This is a genomic window from Gehongia tenuis (assembly GCF_014384795.1).
In the GTDB taxonomy this organism is placed as follows: Bacteria; Bacillota; Clostridia; order Christensenellales; family NSJ-53; genus Gehongia; species Gehongia tenuis.
The window spans coordinates 1,072,288-1,088,706 of record NZ_JACRSR010000001.1; the positions used below are offsets into that span (position 1 = coordinate 1,072,288).

The following is a 16,419-nucleotide window of genomic DNA, read 5'->3' on the forward strand; positions in this document are numbered from 1 at the left end:
CCTCTTCGCTTCAAATCACGCGGTCTTTGTCTCGCCATTATAGATGAAACCGGTGCTGGGGTCAATGGTGATGTGAATTCCATCCTTTAAAACAGAACATGCGTTCTCTGCATCCAGAATTACCGGAATATCCAGTGCCAGACCCACCACAGCCGCATGGCTCAAAAGATCACCGCCCTGCACCACGATAGCCGACGCCTTCTTAATATAGGGCAAAAGGGAGTTATCGGTCATGGGCGTCACCAAGACATCGCCGGCCAGGAATTTCTTCTTGGCATCCTCCTCGTTGCGCACCACGCATACCCGACCAAAAGCCGTCTTGTTTCCCACGCCTCTTCCGCGAACCAGGACATCCCCCACCACATGCACTTTAAGCAAATTGGTGGTTCCGGAAACGCCCACCGGCACACCGGCGGTAATCACCACCACATCTCCGTTTTTAACCAGGCTTCGCTCCGAAGCTGCCTTCACCGAATAGTCGATCATCTCATCGATATCCGGCCAGAGCTGGGTTAAAAAGGGATGAACGCCCCAGATGAGGGCAAGCTGATGATAGACATGCTCATCGTTGGTGGTTGCGATCAGCTGACAGGGCATGGGCCGGTACTTGGACACCCGCCGCGCCGTTGAGCCGGACCGGGTGGGCGTAATGATGGCCGCAGCCCGAAGATCCATGGCAATGGAGTAGCAGGCGTGGCTCACCGCGTTGGTAACGGAGAAGGTATCCCGTTTTTCGCACTTGACCGTTTCCCTCGGCACCATGGTCAGCGCCCGTTCCACCCGGCCCGCAATCTTGGCCATGGTTTTAAGCGCCTCAATGGGATACTTGCCCGCTGCCGTCTCACCGGATAGCATCACGGCATCGGTGCCGTCCAGCACGGCGTTCGCCACATCCCCCGTTTCCGCCCGGGTGGGCCGGGGATTTCGGATCATGGAATCCAGCATCTGGGTGGCGGTGATGACCGGTTTGCCCGCCGCATTGCAGCGCCGAATCAGAACCTTCTGCAGCACCGGGACCTCTTCGTTGGGAATTTCTACGCCGAGATCGCCGCGAGCCACCATCAGGCCGTCGGACACCCGCAAAATCTCATCCACATTGGATACGCCCTGCTGGTTTTCAATCTTGGAAATGATCTGAATGGACGTATTGCCCGCATCCTCCAAAATCTTTCGAATTTCCATCACATCGGAAGCCCTGCGCACAAAGGAGGCGGCGATGTAATCCACGTCCATCTCCACGCCGAAGCGGATATCGGCCACATCCTTTTCCGTGACTGCCGGAAGGGAAATATGGGCGCCGGGTACATTGACCCCTTTATGATCGCCGACGGAACCGCCGTTCAGCACCCTGCACAGGATATCCGTCCCTTTTATCTCCTGTACCTCAAGCCCCACCAGACCATCATCCAATAGGATTTTGACGCCCACTGAAACATCATCCACCAATCCCTTGTGGGATACGGAAACCTGGGTCTCATCCCCCTCCACCTCACGGATGGTGAGTGTAAATTGCTGTCCCTCAATCAACTGTATCTGATGATTTTTAAAACTGCCCAGCCGAATCTCCGGGCCCTTTGTGTCCAGCATGAGCGCCACGGGCACGCCCAGCTTGGCCCTGACCTCCTTCACCCAATCGATGCGTTTTTTATGCTCCGGGTAATCGCCATGGGACATATTGAGCCGGGCCACATTCATGCCCTCCCGTATGAGTTCCTCAATCTTTTCCAACGTATTGGTGCTTGGTCCCAAAGTACATACGATCTTCGTCCGTCTCATCGCCATCACCCCATTATTTGAATTCAGCTTATTATAACACAGTACGCACGGCCCGGAAAATGAAATGTCTCCGTTCCTATGTTATCTTTCGGTAAAATCCCTATACAAAAGGGGCCGGTCAGGTTATAATATTTTGGGAAATTACTACAAATTCTAAGGAGAGATGTGAATTGGATTTTTGGGAAGCGATTCTGGAAGGTGTCAATAATTTCACCTGGCAGAACGGCGTCATGATCCTGATCGGATTTATTCTGATCTATCTGGCCATTCGCAAAGACTATGAACCCATGCTGCTGCTGCCCATTGGGTTCGGCGCAATTCTCGCAAACATCCCCCTGTCCTCCGCCGTAGGCGACGGCGGATTCCTAACGGTGCTCTACAACGCGGGTATCGCAACGGAGCTTTTCCCCATCCTCATCTTCATTGGCATCGGTGCCATGATCGACTTCACGCCCATGCTGAAAAAGCCTGTGATGCTCTTTTTCGGTGCGGCGGCTCAGCTTGGCATCTTTGTGGCTATGCTGCTGGCGGCTTCCACCGGCGCTTTTGATCTTAGGGAAGCGGCGGCTATCGGCATCATCGGCGCTGCAGACGGTCCGACCTCCATTTACGTGGGTAATCTGTTCGCACCGGACTACATTGGGCCCATCACCGTGGCGGCTTACTCCTATATGGCTTTGGTGCCCATCATTCAGCCGCCGGTCATTCGCCTTTTGACCAGCAAAAAGGAGCGGCAGATTCGGATGGATTCCTATCTCGTCAGCGAGGGTGCTGTTTCTAAAAAGGTTAAAATTATTTTCCCCATTGTGGTCACCCTGATTGCCGGTATCATTGCTCCTGAATCCACTTCGCTGATCGGTGCTTTGATGTTTGGTAATCTCATCCGCGAGTGCGGCGTATTGAATCGTCTGTCTCAGGCGGCGCAAAATGAATTGTCCAACATCGTAACCCTGCTGCTTGGAATCACCATTGGCTCCACCATGGGCGGCGAAGCGTTCCTCACCTGGAACACGGCGCTCATCCTGGCCATTGGACTATTTGCCTTCATCATCGATACGGCGGGCGGCGTGCTGTTCGCCAAGCTGGTCAACCTTTTCCTCAAGCAGAAGGTCAATCCCATGATCGGTGCATGCGGCATTTCCGCTTTCCCCATGTCCGCCAGAATCATTCAAAAGATGGCGCAGAAGGAGGATCCGTCCAACTTCATTTTGATGCCTGCCATTGGTGCAAACGTGGCCGGCCAGGTGGGGTCCATCATTGCCGGTGCCATGGTGCTGGCACTACTGGGATAAAAGGAGGTTAAGCATTATGATTGGTGAAGCTTTGCGGGTCATGGGAATCGGTGTGGCTGGCGTATTCGTCGTGTTGACTTTATTCTATATTGTGATCACGTTAATGATGAAGCTTATGCCTCCCAAGGACGGCAAAAAGGAATAAGAAAGCAATAAAAAATGCGGATGAACTAAAGTTCATCCGCATTTTTATAGACTTATTGAGGTTCAGGCAGCGTTCGAAATTCGAAGCCCTTTTCCTTCAGATACTCGATCATCCAAGGCAGCATCTCCCGTGTTTTGCCCTTGTTATCCAGATCATGCATCAAGATCACCAGCTCCTGATTGCCGCCGATGGTATTGATGAATTCCTGCTTCATATCCTCCACCGATTTGGTCTTGGCATCAGGTTCCGCGTCCCCGTTTAAAGAATTCCAATCATAGAATTCGTAGCCCGCGTCCAGTACTCCCTGGTGGTAATTCTTCTTGGCAACTCCGTTATATTTGCCCATGGAGCCGCCCGGAAAGCGTATGACTTTTACGTTGAGGGACTCATCTCCTGTAGCCTTGCGCAAGGACTCATTGGTCTTCTCCATTTCAGCCAGGAACTTGTCCAGGGAATCCAGCTGCTTGTATTTGTGGGTATAGCTGTGCAGTCCAAGAGCATGTCCCCGTTCATATATTGCTTTGGCCTGGTTCGGATAGTCATCGATCATGGTGCCCACCATGAAGAACGTCGCCTTCACGCCATAGCGGTCCAAAATATCCAACAGTTCCGGCGTTTTGGTGGAAGGACCATCATCAAAGGTGATATAGGCAACCTTGGTTCCGTCCGCATCCGGGATGGGCAGCCGCATAGCGCCGCTGAAATGAGCAACCTCCCCGTCTGCCGCCTGGGAGGGCGCAGGCGTAGCCGTCTCCCCCTCCGGTGTTGCGGGATTGGAGGGCGTAGGCGTTTCCACCACCGGAGAAGGTGTGAGCACCGCTTCAGGCGTGGGTTCCAAAGTAAAAATTGGCGCGGGCTGCGGGGTCTGCTGGCTGAAAGCGGCCCGTTCGCCGCCATTCGCGAAGAGTATCGTGCAGGTACCTACCACCAAAGCCACAACCAACACAATGCAGCACGCCGTGACGATCATCCTTCTTTTCTTGCGGTGTTCGTAGGAAAGCCTTCTCAATTTGTCTGCCCCTTTTCTTTTGTATATTTGTCTGTGTTCATTATAACAATGAATTCTTATTTAATCCACTTGATTGACGACAAATTGTGCAAAAAAGTTGCAAACTTTTTGGAAGGTTTGGACTTATTTCCCCGCCGCCTTGTAGCAGCCCAAGACTTCAAAGTAGGAGGCCTCCGCCGCAAGCTGACGCATGGCCTTTTGAACGGCCGGATGCTTCACATTGCCTGCAAAATCGACGAAAAACCAATAATCCCAGCCCTTATGACCGGTGGGTCTGGATTCAATGCGAAGCAAATTGAGATCCTCCACAGCAAAGGCGGACAGCGCCTCCAAAAGAGCTCCGCTTCGATGTTCGGTAGAAAATAGAATGGAAGTCTTGTTAAAATCTTCCTGGAACGCCATTTGGGCGGCTACAATAATAAAACGGGTCCGGTTGTTCTTCTTGTCCTCGACATTCTCCTCCAAAATCTCAAGGCCATGGAGATTCGCCGCCGTACTGGAACACAGCGCCGCAAGATCCTTCCGGTCTTCCCCAGCCACCGATTCCCCGGCCACTGCCGTATTGATCCAGGTAATTCCCTGCATATGGCGGGCCTGCAGATATTCACGGCACTGCCCAAGCGCCTGGGGATGGGAGCGGACCTCCCGGACATCCTCCAGTCTGGTTCCAGGAACCGCCGCCAAACAGTGGTGTACGGACACCTCCGTCTCCCCAACGATGAAACAGCCATAGCTTCTCAAGTGATCCTGCACCTCGGCCACGCCGCCCATGATCGAGTTTTCAATGGGCAGCACACCGTAATCCGCCTCTCCCTTTTGAATCTTCTGAAAAACATTCTCAAAGGTTTCCACATTTTCAAGCTTGGCCCGATCCCCAAAGGTCTGAAGTGCCGCCTCATAGGAATAGGCGCCGGAAACCCCCTGATAAATCACCGACACGGGTCCTTGCTTGAGCGGCTCCGCGTTCTCAATCAGCCGGGTCAGCCAATCCTCATTTTGATTGTACATGATCTCACGCTGCCGGGCTTTGCTCATGGTCATCAAAAGGTGATAGAAGGAGCGGATAGCCCCCGCGTTGCCGGGATTCCCCAGCCGATCCACAGCCCGTTCCACCACCTTGTTCTCTCGGGCGCCATCAAAAATGGGAAGATTCTCCGCGGTCTTGATCTCCACCACATCTTCAGCCAGCTTCATCCGCTTCTCAAAGAGCCGGACGAGCTCCTCGTCCACCTGGTCAATGGCCACCCGTACGTCTTCCAGCTTCTTCACCCTTCATACCTCCCCATTAAATCCAGTAAGCCAAGGGCCATAGCCGCCTCAATGACTGGCACAGCCCGCGGAACCACGCAGGGATCATGCCTGCCCCTGCCCCGCATGACCACGCTCTCTCCCTTAGCGTTCACCGTTTGCTGTTCCCGGCCAATGGTGGGCGTGGGTTTCATAAACAGCGTCACCCGAAGAGGGGCGCCGTTGGTCAGCCCACCGGTCACACCGCCGTTATGGTTGCTTAAAATTTTCACCCTTTCGCCGCCGCTCATGGCGTCGTTGGCATCCGAACCCCGCATGAGCCCCATTTCCAGTCCATCGCCAAAAACCACGCCCTTGACGGCGGGAATGGCATAGAACAGATGGGACAGCACACTCTCCACCGAATCGAAGAAGGGTTCGCCCAGGCCTACGGGCAGACCCAGTGCGAAAGCTTCCACCCGTCCTCCCACCGAATCCCCAGCCCTCTTTGCGGCAAGGATCTCTTCCGCCATGGCATTTGCTTTTTGCTCGTTCAGGCAGGGCAGACGCATGCTTCTCAGCTCCGCAAGTCTTTCTCCCAGCTGATCCGGCGTGACGGGCGGAGCCAAAGTCCGCCCGATGGCGGTGATCTGCGCGCCGATCTCAATCCCCTTTTGGGCGAGAAGCTGCTTTGCCAGAGCCCCTGCAAAGGTGAGGCCCGCTGTGATTCTGCCGGAAAAATGACCGCCGCCCCGGGGATCGTTGAAGCCATGGAACTTGTGGAAAGCGGCATAATCGGCATGGCTGGGCCGGAAGGGCATATCGCTGTAATCCTGGGAACGCATATCCTTGTTCCGGATCAGTCCACAAAGCGGTGCGCCTGTCAGTGTGCCCTCCAAAACGCCGGAGATGAGTTCGATCTCATCCCCCTCCTGGCGCTCCGTCGCCAGTTCGCCGCCCGGCGCCCGGCGGGCCATCTCCCCTTTCACCATTGTCCAGTCGGGCCGAAAGCCTGCGGGCAGGCCATCGATCACCACGCCTAAACCCGGTCCATGGGATTCGCCGAAAATGGATAAACGCACGTTCTGTCCCCATGTGTTCATTGACGCTCCTCCAATCGTATGTCCGCACCCAGATGATTGAGATCGTTCCAGAAGTTAGGATAGGATTTCTTCACGCATTCCGCGCCCTCAATCACGATGGGTTTCCTGCATTTAAGCGCCGCAACAGCCAAGGCCATGGCCACCCGATGATCGTTCCAGGCGTGGACCTTGATGCCGCCCTCCAGCTCCTCCTGACCCTCCATGACAAGGCCGTCGGGCGTTTCCATGATGTGTCCGCCCAATCTTGAAAGGGTATCGGTCATGGCTGCCAGCCGGTCGCATTCCTTGCCTCTAAGCCGGCCCGCATGGGTGATCTTGGATACACCGGGCACCAGGCAGCCAAGAACCGCCAAAACGGGCACCAGGTCGGGCACATCCGATGCGTTCAGGGTGAAGCTTTTAAGCTCCCTGGCATACATGGCGACGCCGCCCTCATTGACGCCACCCGCCCTTTCCAGGATACTCAAAATGGCTGCGTCTCCCTGGGCCGATTCCTTCCGGAGGCCATGCATGTACACTTCAGCTCCCAGCATATCCGCTGTCAGAAAAAAGGCCGCCTGAGAAAAATCGCCCTCCACCTCAATGGATGCTTTGTGCAGCCCAAATCCCGGAACGTAGAAGCAGTCATTCTCATTGCGGATGTAAGCCCCATGCCGTGCCAATGCATCCAGCGTGATATTCACATAGGGCCGGGAGGATAGGTTCTTGGCAATGACCCTCGAAGGCCCCGGCAGCATACTCAAGGCCATAAGCAGGCCGGACACGTATTGGGAGCTTTCGGAAGCGTCGATCACATACTCACCGGGTTCCAGGCCGCCCTCCATCATCAGATAGGCGTCATGGAGCTCAATACTTACACCCTTGGACGCCAGCAGATCGGTCAGCGCCCTTTGCGGCCGCTGCAGCAGCCTCCCCTGACCATTGATGCACCACTTGCCGCCCAGCGCCGCCGCAACGGGCATCATGAATCGCAGCGTGGAACCGGACTCGCCGCAGTGGAAGGCGCCCTCCTTGGGGGGGTCGCCGCCAGTGACCGTCACCGTATCCCCGTCCCACGCCACCTTTGCACCCAGCGCCTCCGCCGCCCGGAGGCTTGCTCTTACGTCCTCGCTTTGGGGGCAGTGGGCCAGCCGCGTTTCTCCCTTGGAAAGGGCACCGCACAGGATGTGGCGGTGAGCCACGCTTTTGGAGGTGGGCAGGTTCACCCGCCCCCGCCATTTCGTATTGCCTGCTAGGATATCCATGGCAGAGCCTCCTTTGTAAAGCGGCGAAGCTCCTCGAGGCTCAACCGCTTAAATTCGTGTTTCCCCAGCTCCGGCACCACCACCAGCGTGAGTGTGCCGCCAAAGTTCTTCTTATCCGAAGCAGCCTTTCCCATCAGATCATCAAGGGAAAGATTCACCTCCGGGATCATATGGAAGCGCTCCAGCAGGGCGTTCAGGCGCCGGGCATCCTCCGCCTTCATCCAGCCCATGGCCACGCTTCCCCGCGCCACGGCGGCCATCCCCCAGGCCACGGCGATGCCGTGGATGTATCGGTCAAAACCGGTGGCCGCTTCCAAAGCATGTCCCAGCGTATGCCCAAAATTAAGCGCCATCCGGGCGCCGGTGTCCCGTTCATCCTGTTCCACCATGCCGATCTTTACCCTGAGGCTGCCTTCAATGAGCTTTTCACTGTCCTTAAGGAGGTCCGCTATCGTTTGGTAGCCCTCCATCCGGGCAAAGTAGTTTTCGTCCATGATGGCGCCGTGCTTTACAGCCTCCCCGAAACCGCCCAGCACCTCCGCCTCGGGGAGGGTGGAGAGGGTATCGGGATCAATGAACACCGCACCCGGTTGGTAGAAATTGCCCACTAGGTTCTTGCCCTGAGGCAGGTCCACCGCCACTTTGCCGCCCACGCTGCTGTCAATTTGAGCAAGCAGCGTGGTGGGCACCTGATAAAACCTGATCCCACGCAGATAGGTGGCCGCGGCAAGACCGCTCAAGTCTCCCACCACGCCGCCGCCCAGGGCCAGCACAGCATCGCTTCGGGTGAAATGGCCGTCCGCCAGCACTCCATACACATCCATCAGCGTATTCATGTTCTTGGAGGCCTCGCCCGCGGCAAACACAAAGGTTTGAGTGGCATAACCCGCCCTTTCCAGAGAGTTACGCACCCGCTCACCATAGAGCGGCGCAACGTTGCTGTCCGTTGCGATGAGCACTTTGGGACCCTGAAAGGTTTGGCGGAGCAGTTCGCCCACACCATCCAGGATGCCCTTTTTCAGATGAATCGCGTAGCCTCTTTGGGGAAGCCTGACCTCCAGTTTCATTGGGCCTTCCCCCTTATGCTTCTGCCTTCGATCCGGGCGATGGCATCCACCTTGCGCATAAGTTCAGTGAATTTCTCCGGGGTGATGGACTGAGCGCCGTCGCACAAAGCCGCAGGCGGGTTGGGGTGCACCTCCACCATAATGCCGTCGGCTCCCGCGGCCACAGCGGCCTTGGCCATGGGCTCGACCATCCACCATTGGCCGGTGGCGTGGGAAGGATCGATGATCACAGGGAGATGGGTCATCTTCTTCAGCATGGGAACGGCGGAAAGGTCCAAGGTATTCCGGGTGGCCGTTTCAAAGGTACGAATGCCTCTCTCGCACAGGATCACCCGGTTGTTTCCCCCGGCCATCACGTATTCCGCCGCCATCAGCAGCTCTTCCAGGGTGGAGGAGAGTCCTCGCTTGATCATCACTGCCTTGTTGCAGTGAGAGAGCTGCTTCAGCAGGGCAAAGTTTTGCATGTTCCGTGCGCCCACCTGGATGATATCCACATCCTCGATAAAGCGGTCGAGATAGGCCACATCCATGATTTCCGTTACGATGGGAAGCCCCGTCTTTCTTTTCGCTATCTTGAGAAGATCAAGGCCTTCCAGTCCCATGCCCTGGAAAGCGTAGGGCGAAGTACGGGGCTTGAAAGCACCGCCGCGAAGGAAGGTCGCTCCCGCGGCCTGGACCTCCCGGGCAACGTTCAGAATCTGCTCCTCACTCTCCACCGAGCAGGGACCCGCGATGATGGTCAGCTCCTTGCCTCCAACCATATTGCCCGCAATCTCAAGGATGGAATCGTCGGGATGAAACTTGCGGTTGGCCTTCTTATAGGGTTCCTGAACTCGGGTGATCCGCTCCACGATATCGTTCATTTCAATCTGCGCGGGATTGATGGCGGAAGTATCCCCCACCAGTCCGAGAATGGTGGTATCACTCCCATCGATGCGCTGCACCGATACTCCCAGGTTCTCCAGGTCCTGGGTCAGTTTTTGTATCTTGGCCTCCTCAGCTCCTTGACGCACAATAACAACCATTTTTTTACTGCTCCTTTCCAAACAAAAAAGGAAGGCTCCGAGAGAGCCTTCCTTTGCTTCCTAAGATAGAACGCTCAGCACGGACACGCCGGGGAAAAACGGTACGCAAAATAACCAGCAAAAAAGCTGGTAAATCGAGCGTCGATTTTCTCCACACGAATTCGCATCTGAGCACCTCCAAAAAACCTACGTTCACCTTAGCAGAATTATCCGGGATTGTCAATCAAACTTTAAGAGGTCTTGACCTCCGCCGCACCCAAACGCTGAATCCGCTCAAACGTCCGTATAAACCGGGTCTCGCTTTTGTAATAGACCGGCGGGAATCCAAGGGGCGCGCTTTCCTCGAAAGCGCCGGGATCACGGCCTTCGCCGGTCCACAGATGGATCCAAAAGCCCTTTTCGAGCTCCGGCAAAACCACCTTGCGCTTTTCATCCTTGCTTAAAATGGGTGCGATAAGCAGATCCTTTCCCAGCAGATATTCATCCCAGACCTCCGCCTTTGGAAAGTCCAAAAACAAAGGATGCACAAGCCGGTCTCCGCTTTCCTGGCGGTATTCCCGCAGCGCACCGAAGATCTCGCCCATGCGGCCCACATGGATCAAAGTTTCCGTATCGCTGTCCAAACGCCAGTCCTTGTCCCCGTCCGATTCATCAAGAAAAAACAAAGGCGAAAAGGCGGCAAGCTCCGCCCAGCGGAGCAGCACATCCTTGCGTCCTTTGCTCCCCACCGGCAGTGCCTGTCCTCCCGCAAGGCAGGCCACTTCCACACCCATGAGGGAAGCGGAAAGCATGGCGGACAGCTGGGCGGGCAGTCCATCGTGGCGGCTAAAATCAGCCATCTGCCGTTCCAGCAGTATGGGCCCGCCATGGGCGGAAGCGCCGGTAAAGCCGCTTTCCACCAGCAGCAGGCGTTCCTCGCCATAACCCTTCAAAAGGCCGCGGTTGGCCCTTGTCCAAAGCAGCGGCCAAAGGTTGTGGTACTGATGGGCGTTCTTCCCGTTGTGGAGCGCGGCATCCAAAGGAAGATGTTCTCCGCCCCGGATGAGATAGCCCGCAAACCCCGCTTCCAGAATGTGTTCAAAGATCCAGCGCTGATACCATTCCAGCCCATCCGGGTGAGTAAAGTCCACAAGCCCCACTCGGCTGCCTTCCAGCTCCAGCAGGCAGGGCGATTTACCCTTCATCACCAGATACCCGGCATCCCTGGCCTCCGCAAAGGCAGTACCTTCCTCGTTGAGATAGGGCGTGATCACGGCCAAAGGACGCACTCCCACGCTTTGGAGGTAACGCAGCAGTTCCTCGAAATCGCCATAGGCGCTGCGGTCAAGCCGCCAGTCGCCTTCTTCCGCCCAATCGTCCATCAGCACTGCCGCCACGGGAATTCCTGCGCCCAGCGCCATCTCCAGACGCTCCCGCACCAGGGCGGAACCGCCTCGGGCCAACAGCGTAACACCCTCATAAAGCCACGGGGGTGTAGACGGCCGTTCGCCCAAAAGCTTTTCTTCACTCGCCAAAGCCTCTTGCCAGCTCTCCCCCACGTCCACCACCACATCCAGCGGCACACCCTGCACAAAAAAGCGCGGGCGGAGCCGGGCTGTGCAGTCCACTTCACTGTAGAAGGAGGTATGAACATGGACATACATACGGTCCCAAAGGAGCGTAGGCTGGGGATAGGGCGTGGACACAGGGCTTCCCACCCTGCCCTTCGCGCCTCGGACCCATCCCGTCAGATTGGACAGGGTGCGGCCTGTGCCCTTGCTCCGCACCCATTGCGGCAGATTTCTTCCGGACAGTTCCAGATAGGAAGGCTGCATGCCTCCCCCGAACAAAGGTGCTCCGCTCGCATTATCAAACTCAAGGTACATGCCTTGGGTCATGGCAGGAAGACCGGAAAAACTCATGTGGAGACGGTTCTCCGCCTCCTCAAAGGTCACATGAACCCGCTTGCTTCCCTCGAAAAAGACCACTCGATTTTCCTGAAGAATACGAAATTCAGATAGAGGTATCCGGTCCTTCACCCTTTTGGACACATCGTAAGGCCGGCGGCCCGGATTGATTTCACAGCTCGCCACCGTCAAAAATGGCTCCTCCGGCGAATGTGCGAATACCAGATGATCCTTATACCACAGGTTCAGCTTCTCCCCGCTTTCTTCCAGCCGTATCATCTTATCCCTCCAAAATTCGATGTTTTTCTATTCGTTTTTGGATACGCTAAATCCTCTCCGGCCAAAAGAAAAACGCCGGAAAGTTCCGGCGTTTTTAACCGAAGAAATTACAGGATGTTCACATTCACGATGATGGACGCGAACACGATCGCCACCATGGACAGCAGCTTGATCAGAATGTTGATGGAAGGACCGGAGGTATCCTTGAAGGGATCGCCCACGGTGTCGCCCACAACAGCCGCTTTGTGGTTCTCGGAACCCTTGCCGCCCAGGTTGCCGGCTTCAATGTACTTCTTGGCGTTATCCCAGGCGCCGCCGGAGTTGGACATCATGATCGCCAGGATGAAACCACAGGCCGTTGCGCCGGCCAGAAGGCCAACCACGCCCTGAGGCCCAAGAATGATGCCCACCAGGATGGGAGCCACGATGGCCAGGATGGCCGGCTTCACCATTTCCTTTTGAGCGGAACGGGTGCAGATGTCCACGCAGGACGCATAATCGGGTTTGCCGGTGCCCTCCATCAGACCCGCGATCTCACGGAACTGACGGCGCACTTCAACCACAATCTTCTGGGCGGCACGGCCCACGGAGCTCATGGTCATGGCGGCAAACACGAAGGGCAGCACCGCACCAACGAACAGACCAATCAGGATGCTGGGATTCATAAGGGACAACTCAGCCACCTTGAAGCTCGGATCGAGCTGGGTAACCGTGTCGGTAAAGGAAGCAATAAGCGCAAGGGCCGTCAAAGCAGCGGAACCGATCGCAAAGCCCTTGCCGGTGGCCGCGGTGGTATTGCCAAGGGAATCCAGCGCATCGGTGCGCTCACGGACGGACTCATCGAGACCGGCCATCTCAGCGATGCCGCCGGCGTTGTCAGCCACGGGGCCGTAGGCGTCGGTCGCGAGGGTGATGCCCAGAGTGGACAGCATGCCCACAGCCGCCAAAGCGATGCCGTAAAGACCCATATTCATTGTAGCCGCAAAGTTAAAGATTTCACCGCCCGCCAGCAGGAAGCTCGCGATGACGGCAACGCCCACCACGATTACGGGGACCAGGGTGGAGTTCATGCCAAGGGACAGGCCGCCGATGATGATGGTCGCGGGGCCAGTCTTGGACGTTTCCGCCAAATCCCGGGTGGGTTTATAAGTATCGGAAGTGGAGTATTCAGTGTAGTAGCCAATCACGTTGCCGGCGATAAGACCGCACAGCACAGCGCCATAAAGGCCGATGTGCTCCATGCCCAGGATGCCCCAGATCACGAAGAAAGCGGCCACAGCCACAATCACAGCACTGATGTAGGTGCCGCGGCGAAGTGCGGACAGGAGCACTTTCTGCTCTGTCTTTTCACCGGTGCGCACAAAGAAGGTACCAATGATGGAAGCCACGATACCTACCGCCGCCAGCAGCAGGGGTACCAGGAAACCGTCCACACCCAGCCCGGCTGCAACAGCCAGTGCGCAGGCGGAGATGATGGAACCCACATAGGACTCGTACAGATCGGCGCCCATGCCGGCCACATCGCCCACGTTGTCGCCTACATTGTCGGCGATAACGGCAGGGTTCCGGGGATCGTCCTCGGGGATACCGGCCTCAACCTTACCCACAAGATCAGCGCCCACGTCGGCCGCCTTGGTAAAGATACCGCCGCCCACACGGGCAAACAGCGCCATGGTGGAAGCACCGATACCAAAGGTCAGCATGGCGTTGGCGATGTCACGGATCTCAAGGCCGAGCACCAAATCCAGGAACAGGTACCAAAGGACCACATAGAGAAGTCCCAGGCCAACCACAACAAGGCCCATCACCGCGCCGCTCGAGAAAGCGACCTTGAGACCCTGATTGAGACTGGACTGCGCCGCATTCGCCGTACGGGCGTTGGCAGCAGTTGCGATCTTCATGCCGAAGAATCCCGCCAGCGCGGAGAACAGGCCGCCCAGCACCAAGGCAAAGGGCGTGTAGATGTTCATAAGTCCGCACAGGGCCAGCACGAGGAAGATCACGAAAAGGACAGCAAATACGATGGCAACGCCGCGATACTGACGCTTCAGGTAGGCGTTGGCACCTTCGCGAACCGCTTTAGAAATTTCTTTCATGCGGTCGGTTCCCTCGCTGAACTTGAATACTTTTTTGGCAAGATATCCGGCAAAGATAAGCGCCAAAACAGCACCGGCCAAGATCAGCAGAGTCAAACCTGTGTTCATTGAAACCCCTCCTCCATATTAAAAAATTTGAACCGAAGATATCATAGCATAAAACCAATGATGCGTAAATACAATAATTATTTAATTTTTTCTTCGGCATGCACAGAATGATTCAATAAAAAGGCCCCCGCTCGATGGGCGGGAGCCTTTGCCGTGCTGATCTTTATTCCACCGTCACCGATTTGGCCAGATTTCTGGGCTTATCGATGTCACAGCCCTTCTCCAGCGCCATATAATAGGCCAGCATCTGCATGGGAATGATGGCCAGCATGGGCGCAAAAAGATCGGAGGTTTTGGGCACAGTGAAAAGATATTTAACCTCTTCCCTCGCCTTGGTATCCCCTTCAAAGGCGACGGCCAGGGTTTCGGCGCCACGTACCTTCACCTCAATGATGTTGCTGATGGTCTTTTCAATTACCTTGGACTGGGTGACCAGGGACACCACCAGCGTGCCCGGCTCAATAAGAGCGATGGTCCCATGCTTGAGTTCACCCGCTGCATAGGCTTCGGAATGGATGTAGGAAATCTCCTTGAGCTTCAAAGAAGCCTCCAGTGCCAAAGCATAATCCAGCCCCCGGCCCAGATAGAACACGCTTCTTTTATCAAAATGCTTATGGGCAAAGCGCTGAATCTCGCTGTTCATTTCCAGCACCTTGGCCGCCTTATCGGGGATGGTAAGCAGTTCCTTCACGTAGTCCCTGAGCTCCTCATCGCTCATTCTGCCCCGTTTATGGGCAATATCCGCTGCAAGGATGGTTAAAACCATAACCTGGGAGACGTAGGCCTTGGTGGAAGCCACGGCGATTTCAGGGCCCGCCCAGGTGTAAATCACCTGATCGGCCTCCCGAGCGATAGTGCTGCCCACCACATTGGTAATCGCAAGGATGCGGGCGCCCTGCCGCTTTGCTTCCCGCATGGCGGCGATGGTGTCCGCCGTCTCCCCGGACTGGCTGATGATGATGCAAAGGGTGCCCGGCCGAATGATGGGATCCCGATAGCGGAACTCCGAGGCAATGTCCACTTCCACCGGAATGCGGGCCATGGCCTCAAAGAGCCATTTGCCCACCATACCAGCATGATAGGCTGTTCCACAGGCCAAAATGGTGATGCCCGCAATATCCTCAACCTGCTCCCGGGTAAGGGGCATCTCCTGCTGGCGAATGGTATAGTTTTCCGGGTCCACATGAGGGCTCATGGTATCCCGCAAAGCGGCGGGCTGCTCATGAATCTCCTTGATCATGAAGTGAGCATAGCCGCCCTTTTCCGCCGATTTGATATCCCAGTCCACGTGCATGATTTCCTTGGAGACCACGGTGCCGAATTCATCATAAAAGGTCACGCCGTCCGTCTTTAAAACACCTATTTCACCGTTATCCATCAAGTAGATATCCCGGGTATACTCCAAAATGGCCGGAATATCGGAGGCGATGTACTTGGTGCCATCCTCCCCTGCGCCCACCACCAGCGGGCTGTCCTTTCGCGCACAGTAAAGGGTGTCCGGCTGGCTTTTGACGATGATGCCGAGGGCAAAGGAGCCCCGGAGCTTGGGCAGCACCTTGAAGAGCGTATCCTTCATATCGCCGGTATAATACTGGTTCAGCATGTGCGCGACCACTTCCGTATCCGTCTCGGACACAAATTGGCAGCCCTTATCCATAAGCCATGCCTTCAGTTCGGCATAGTTCTCAATGATTCCGTTGTGCACAATGGCAATTTCACCCTTTACGTCGGTATGGGGATGAGAATTGATATCGGAAGGCTCTCCATGGGTGGCCCAGCGGGTGTGGCCGATGCCGAGGTGCCCAGCAACCTCCCTGCCCTCCAGCCGTTCCTCCAGGTTGGCAAGCCGCCCCTTGGCCTTTACCACCTCGATATGGTCTCCATTAAAGACAGCGATGCCCGCAGAATCATAGCCGCGATATTCCAAATGCTTGAGTCCATTGATTAAAACGGGCGTCGCGTTGTCACGCCCCAAATATCCAACAATACCGCACATAATGGTGTCCTCCAATCCAGGGTATTCAATAAACTGCTGTAACCTATAATACCCCGATTTTGATCTTTTCTAGAATTTATCACTAAATAGGGGGTCATGGCAAGTCAATCTTTGTAAAACGTCAAAATTGTGCACGGCAAGATAAAATTCTCGTTGACACATTATT

12 protein-coding genes are annotated in these 16,419 nt (G+C 55.8%); 2 read left to right on the top strand and 10 right to left on the bottom strand.

What is annotated here, in order from left to right:
- Window positions 1-15: 15 nt before the first annotated feature.
- Window positions 16-1,776, bottom strand: coding sequence for a pyruvate kinase (gene pyk, locus H8696_RS05385; RefSeq protein ID WP_249315588.1), 1,761 nt, complete (start codon window positions 1,774-1,776; stop codon window positions 16-18).
- 230 nt (window positions 1,777-2,006) lie between these two features.
- Here pyk and H8696_RS05390 point away from each other — a divergent pair, with 230 nt between their 5' ends.
- Window positions 2,007-3,068: a sodium ion-translocating decarboxylase subunit beta gene (locus H8696_RS05390; protein WP_249315987.1), complete on the top strand. Its 1,062-nt coding sequence runs from the start codon at window positions 2,007-2,009 to the stop codon at window positions 3,066-3,068.
- Window positions 3,069-3,084: 16 nt separating this feature from the next.
- A complete protein-coding gene (locus H8696_RS05395; RefSeq protein WP_249315591.1) occupies window positions 3,085-3,213 on the top strand; it encodes an OadG family protein in 129 nt (42 codons plus the stop codon).
- Between the two features lie 52 nt (window positions 3,214-3,265).
- Here H8696_RS05395 and H8696_RS05400 read toward each other — a convergent pair whose 3' ends face one another.
- From H8696_RS05400 to glmS, 9 genes are all read right to left on the bottom strand, one after another.
- Complete coding sequence (locus tag H8696_RS05400; RefSeq protein WP_249315606.1) at window positions 3,266-4,222, bottom strand: polysaccharide deacetylase family protein; 957 nt, start codon at window positions 4,220-4,222, stop codon at window positions 3,266-3,268.
- Between the two features lie 123 nt (window positions 4,223-4,345).
- Complete coding sequence (pheA, locus tag H8696_RS05405; protein ID WP_249315610.1) at window positions 4,346-5,491, bottom strand: prephenate dehydratase; 1,146 nt, start codon at window positions 5,489-5,491, stop codon at window positions 4,346-4,348.
- Window positions 5,488-6,552 (bottom strand): chorismate synthase, encoded by a 1,065-nt coding sequence (gene aroC, locus H8696_RS05410; RefSeq protein ID WP_249315611.1) that lies wholly within the window; start codon window positions 6,550-6,552, stop codon window positions 5,488-5,490. The genes pheA and aroC overlap by 4 nt, the downstream gene beginning before the upstream one ends.
- On the bottom strand, window positions 6,549-7,796 hold the full coding sequence (gene aroA, locus H8696_RS05415; protein ID WP_249315613.1) for a 3-phosphoshikimate 1-carboxyvinyltransferase: 1,248 nt from the start codon (window positions 7,794-7,796) through the stop codon (window positions 6,549-6,551). The genes aroC and aroA overlap by 4 nt, the downstream gene beginning before the upstream one ends.
- A complete protein-coding gene (gene aroB, locus H8696_RS05420) occupies window positions 7,784-8,863 on the bottom strand; it encodes a 3-dehydroquinate synthase (protein ID WP_249315615.1) in 1,080 nt (359 codons plus the stop codon). Before aroB ends, aroA begins: the two co-directional genes overlap by 13 nt.
- Entirely contained in the window at window positions 8,860-9,888 is a 1,029-nt protein-coding gene (gene aroF / locus H8696_RS05425) for a 3-deoxy-7-phosphoheptulonate synthase (protein ID WP_249315617.1), read from the bottom strand. Before aroF ends, aroB begins: the two co-directional genes overlap by 4 nt.
- A gap of 230 nt (window positions 9,889-10,118) precedes the next feature.
- Complete coding sequence (locus H8696_RS05430) at window positions 10,119-12,053, bottom strand: TIM-barrel domain-containing protein (protein ID WP_249315618.1); 1,935 nt, start codon at window positions 12,051-12,053, stop codon at window positions 10,119-10,121.
- Window positions 12,054-12,160: 107 nt separating this feature from the next.
- Window positions 12,161-14,257, bottom strand: a complete 2,097-nt coding sequence (locus H8696_RS05435; RefSeq protein WP_249315624.1) for a sodium-translocating pyrophosphatase — start codon at window positions 14,255-14,257, stop codon at window positions 12,161-12,163.
- A gap of 163 nt (window positions 14,258-14,420) precedes the next feature.
- On the bottom strand, window positions 14,421-16,253 hold the full coding sequence (gene glmS / locus H8696_RS05440; RefSeq protein ID WP_249315626.1) for a glutamine--fructose-6-phosphate transaminase (isomerizing): 1,833 nt from the start codon (window positions 16,251-16,253) through the stop codon (window positions 14,421-14,423).
- Window positions 16,254-16,419 lie beyond the last annotated feature (166 nt).

Coding starts and splice junctions, on each gene's coding strand:
- pyk (WP_249315588.1), bottom strand. CDS start 1,776: ATGAGACGGACGAAGATCGTATGTACTTTGGGACCAAGCACCAATACG.
- aroB (WP_249315615.1), bottom strand. CDS start 8,863: ATGAAACTGGAGGTCAGGCTTCCCCAAAGAGGCTACGCGATTCATCTG.
- H8696_RS05430 (WP_249315618.1), bottom strand. CDS start 12,053: ATGATACGGCTGGAAGAAAGCGGGGAGAAGCTGAACCTGTGGTATAAG.
- H8696_RS05390 (WP_249315987.1), top strand. CDS start 2,007: ATGATCCTGATCGGATTTATTCTGATCTATCTGGCCATTCGCAAAGAC.
- aroC (WP_249315611.1), bottom strand. CDS start 6,552: ATGAACACATGGGGACAGAACGTGCGTTTATCCATTTTCGGCGAATCC.
- glmS (WP_249315626.1), bottom strand. CDS start 16,253: ATGTGCGGTATTGTTGGATATTTGGGGCGTGACAACGCGACGCCCGTT.
- H8696_RS05435 (WP_249315624.1), bottom strand. CDS start 14,257: ATGAACACAGGTTTGACTCTGCTGATCTTGGCCGGTGCTGTTTTGGCG.
- aroF (WP_249315617.1), bottom strand. CDS start 9,888: ATGGTTGTTATTGTGCGTCAAGGAGCTGAGGAGGCCAAGATACAAAAA.
- H8696_RS05395 (WP_249315591.1), top strand. CDS start 3,085: ATGATTGGTGAAGCTTTGCGGGTCATGGGAATCGGTGTGGCTGGCGTA.
- aroA (WP_249315613.1), bottom strand. CDS start 7,796: ATGGATATCCTAGCAGGCAATACGAAATGGCGGGGGCGGGTGAACCTG.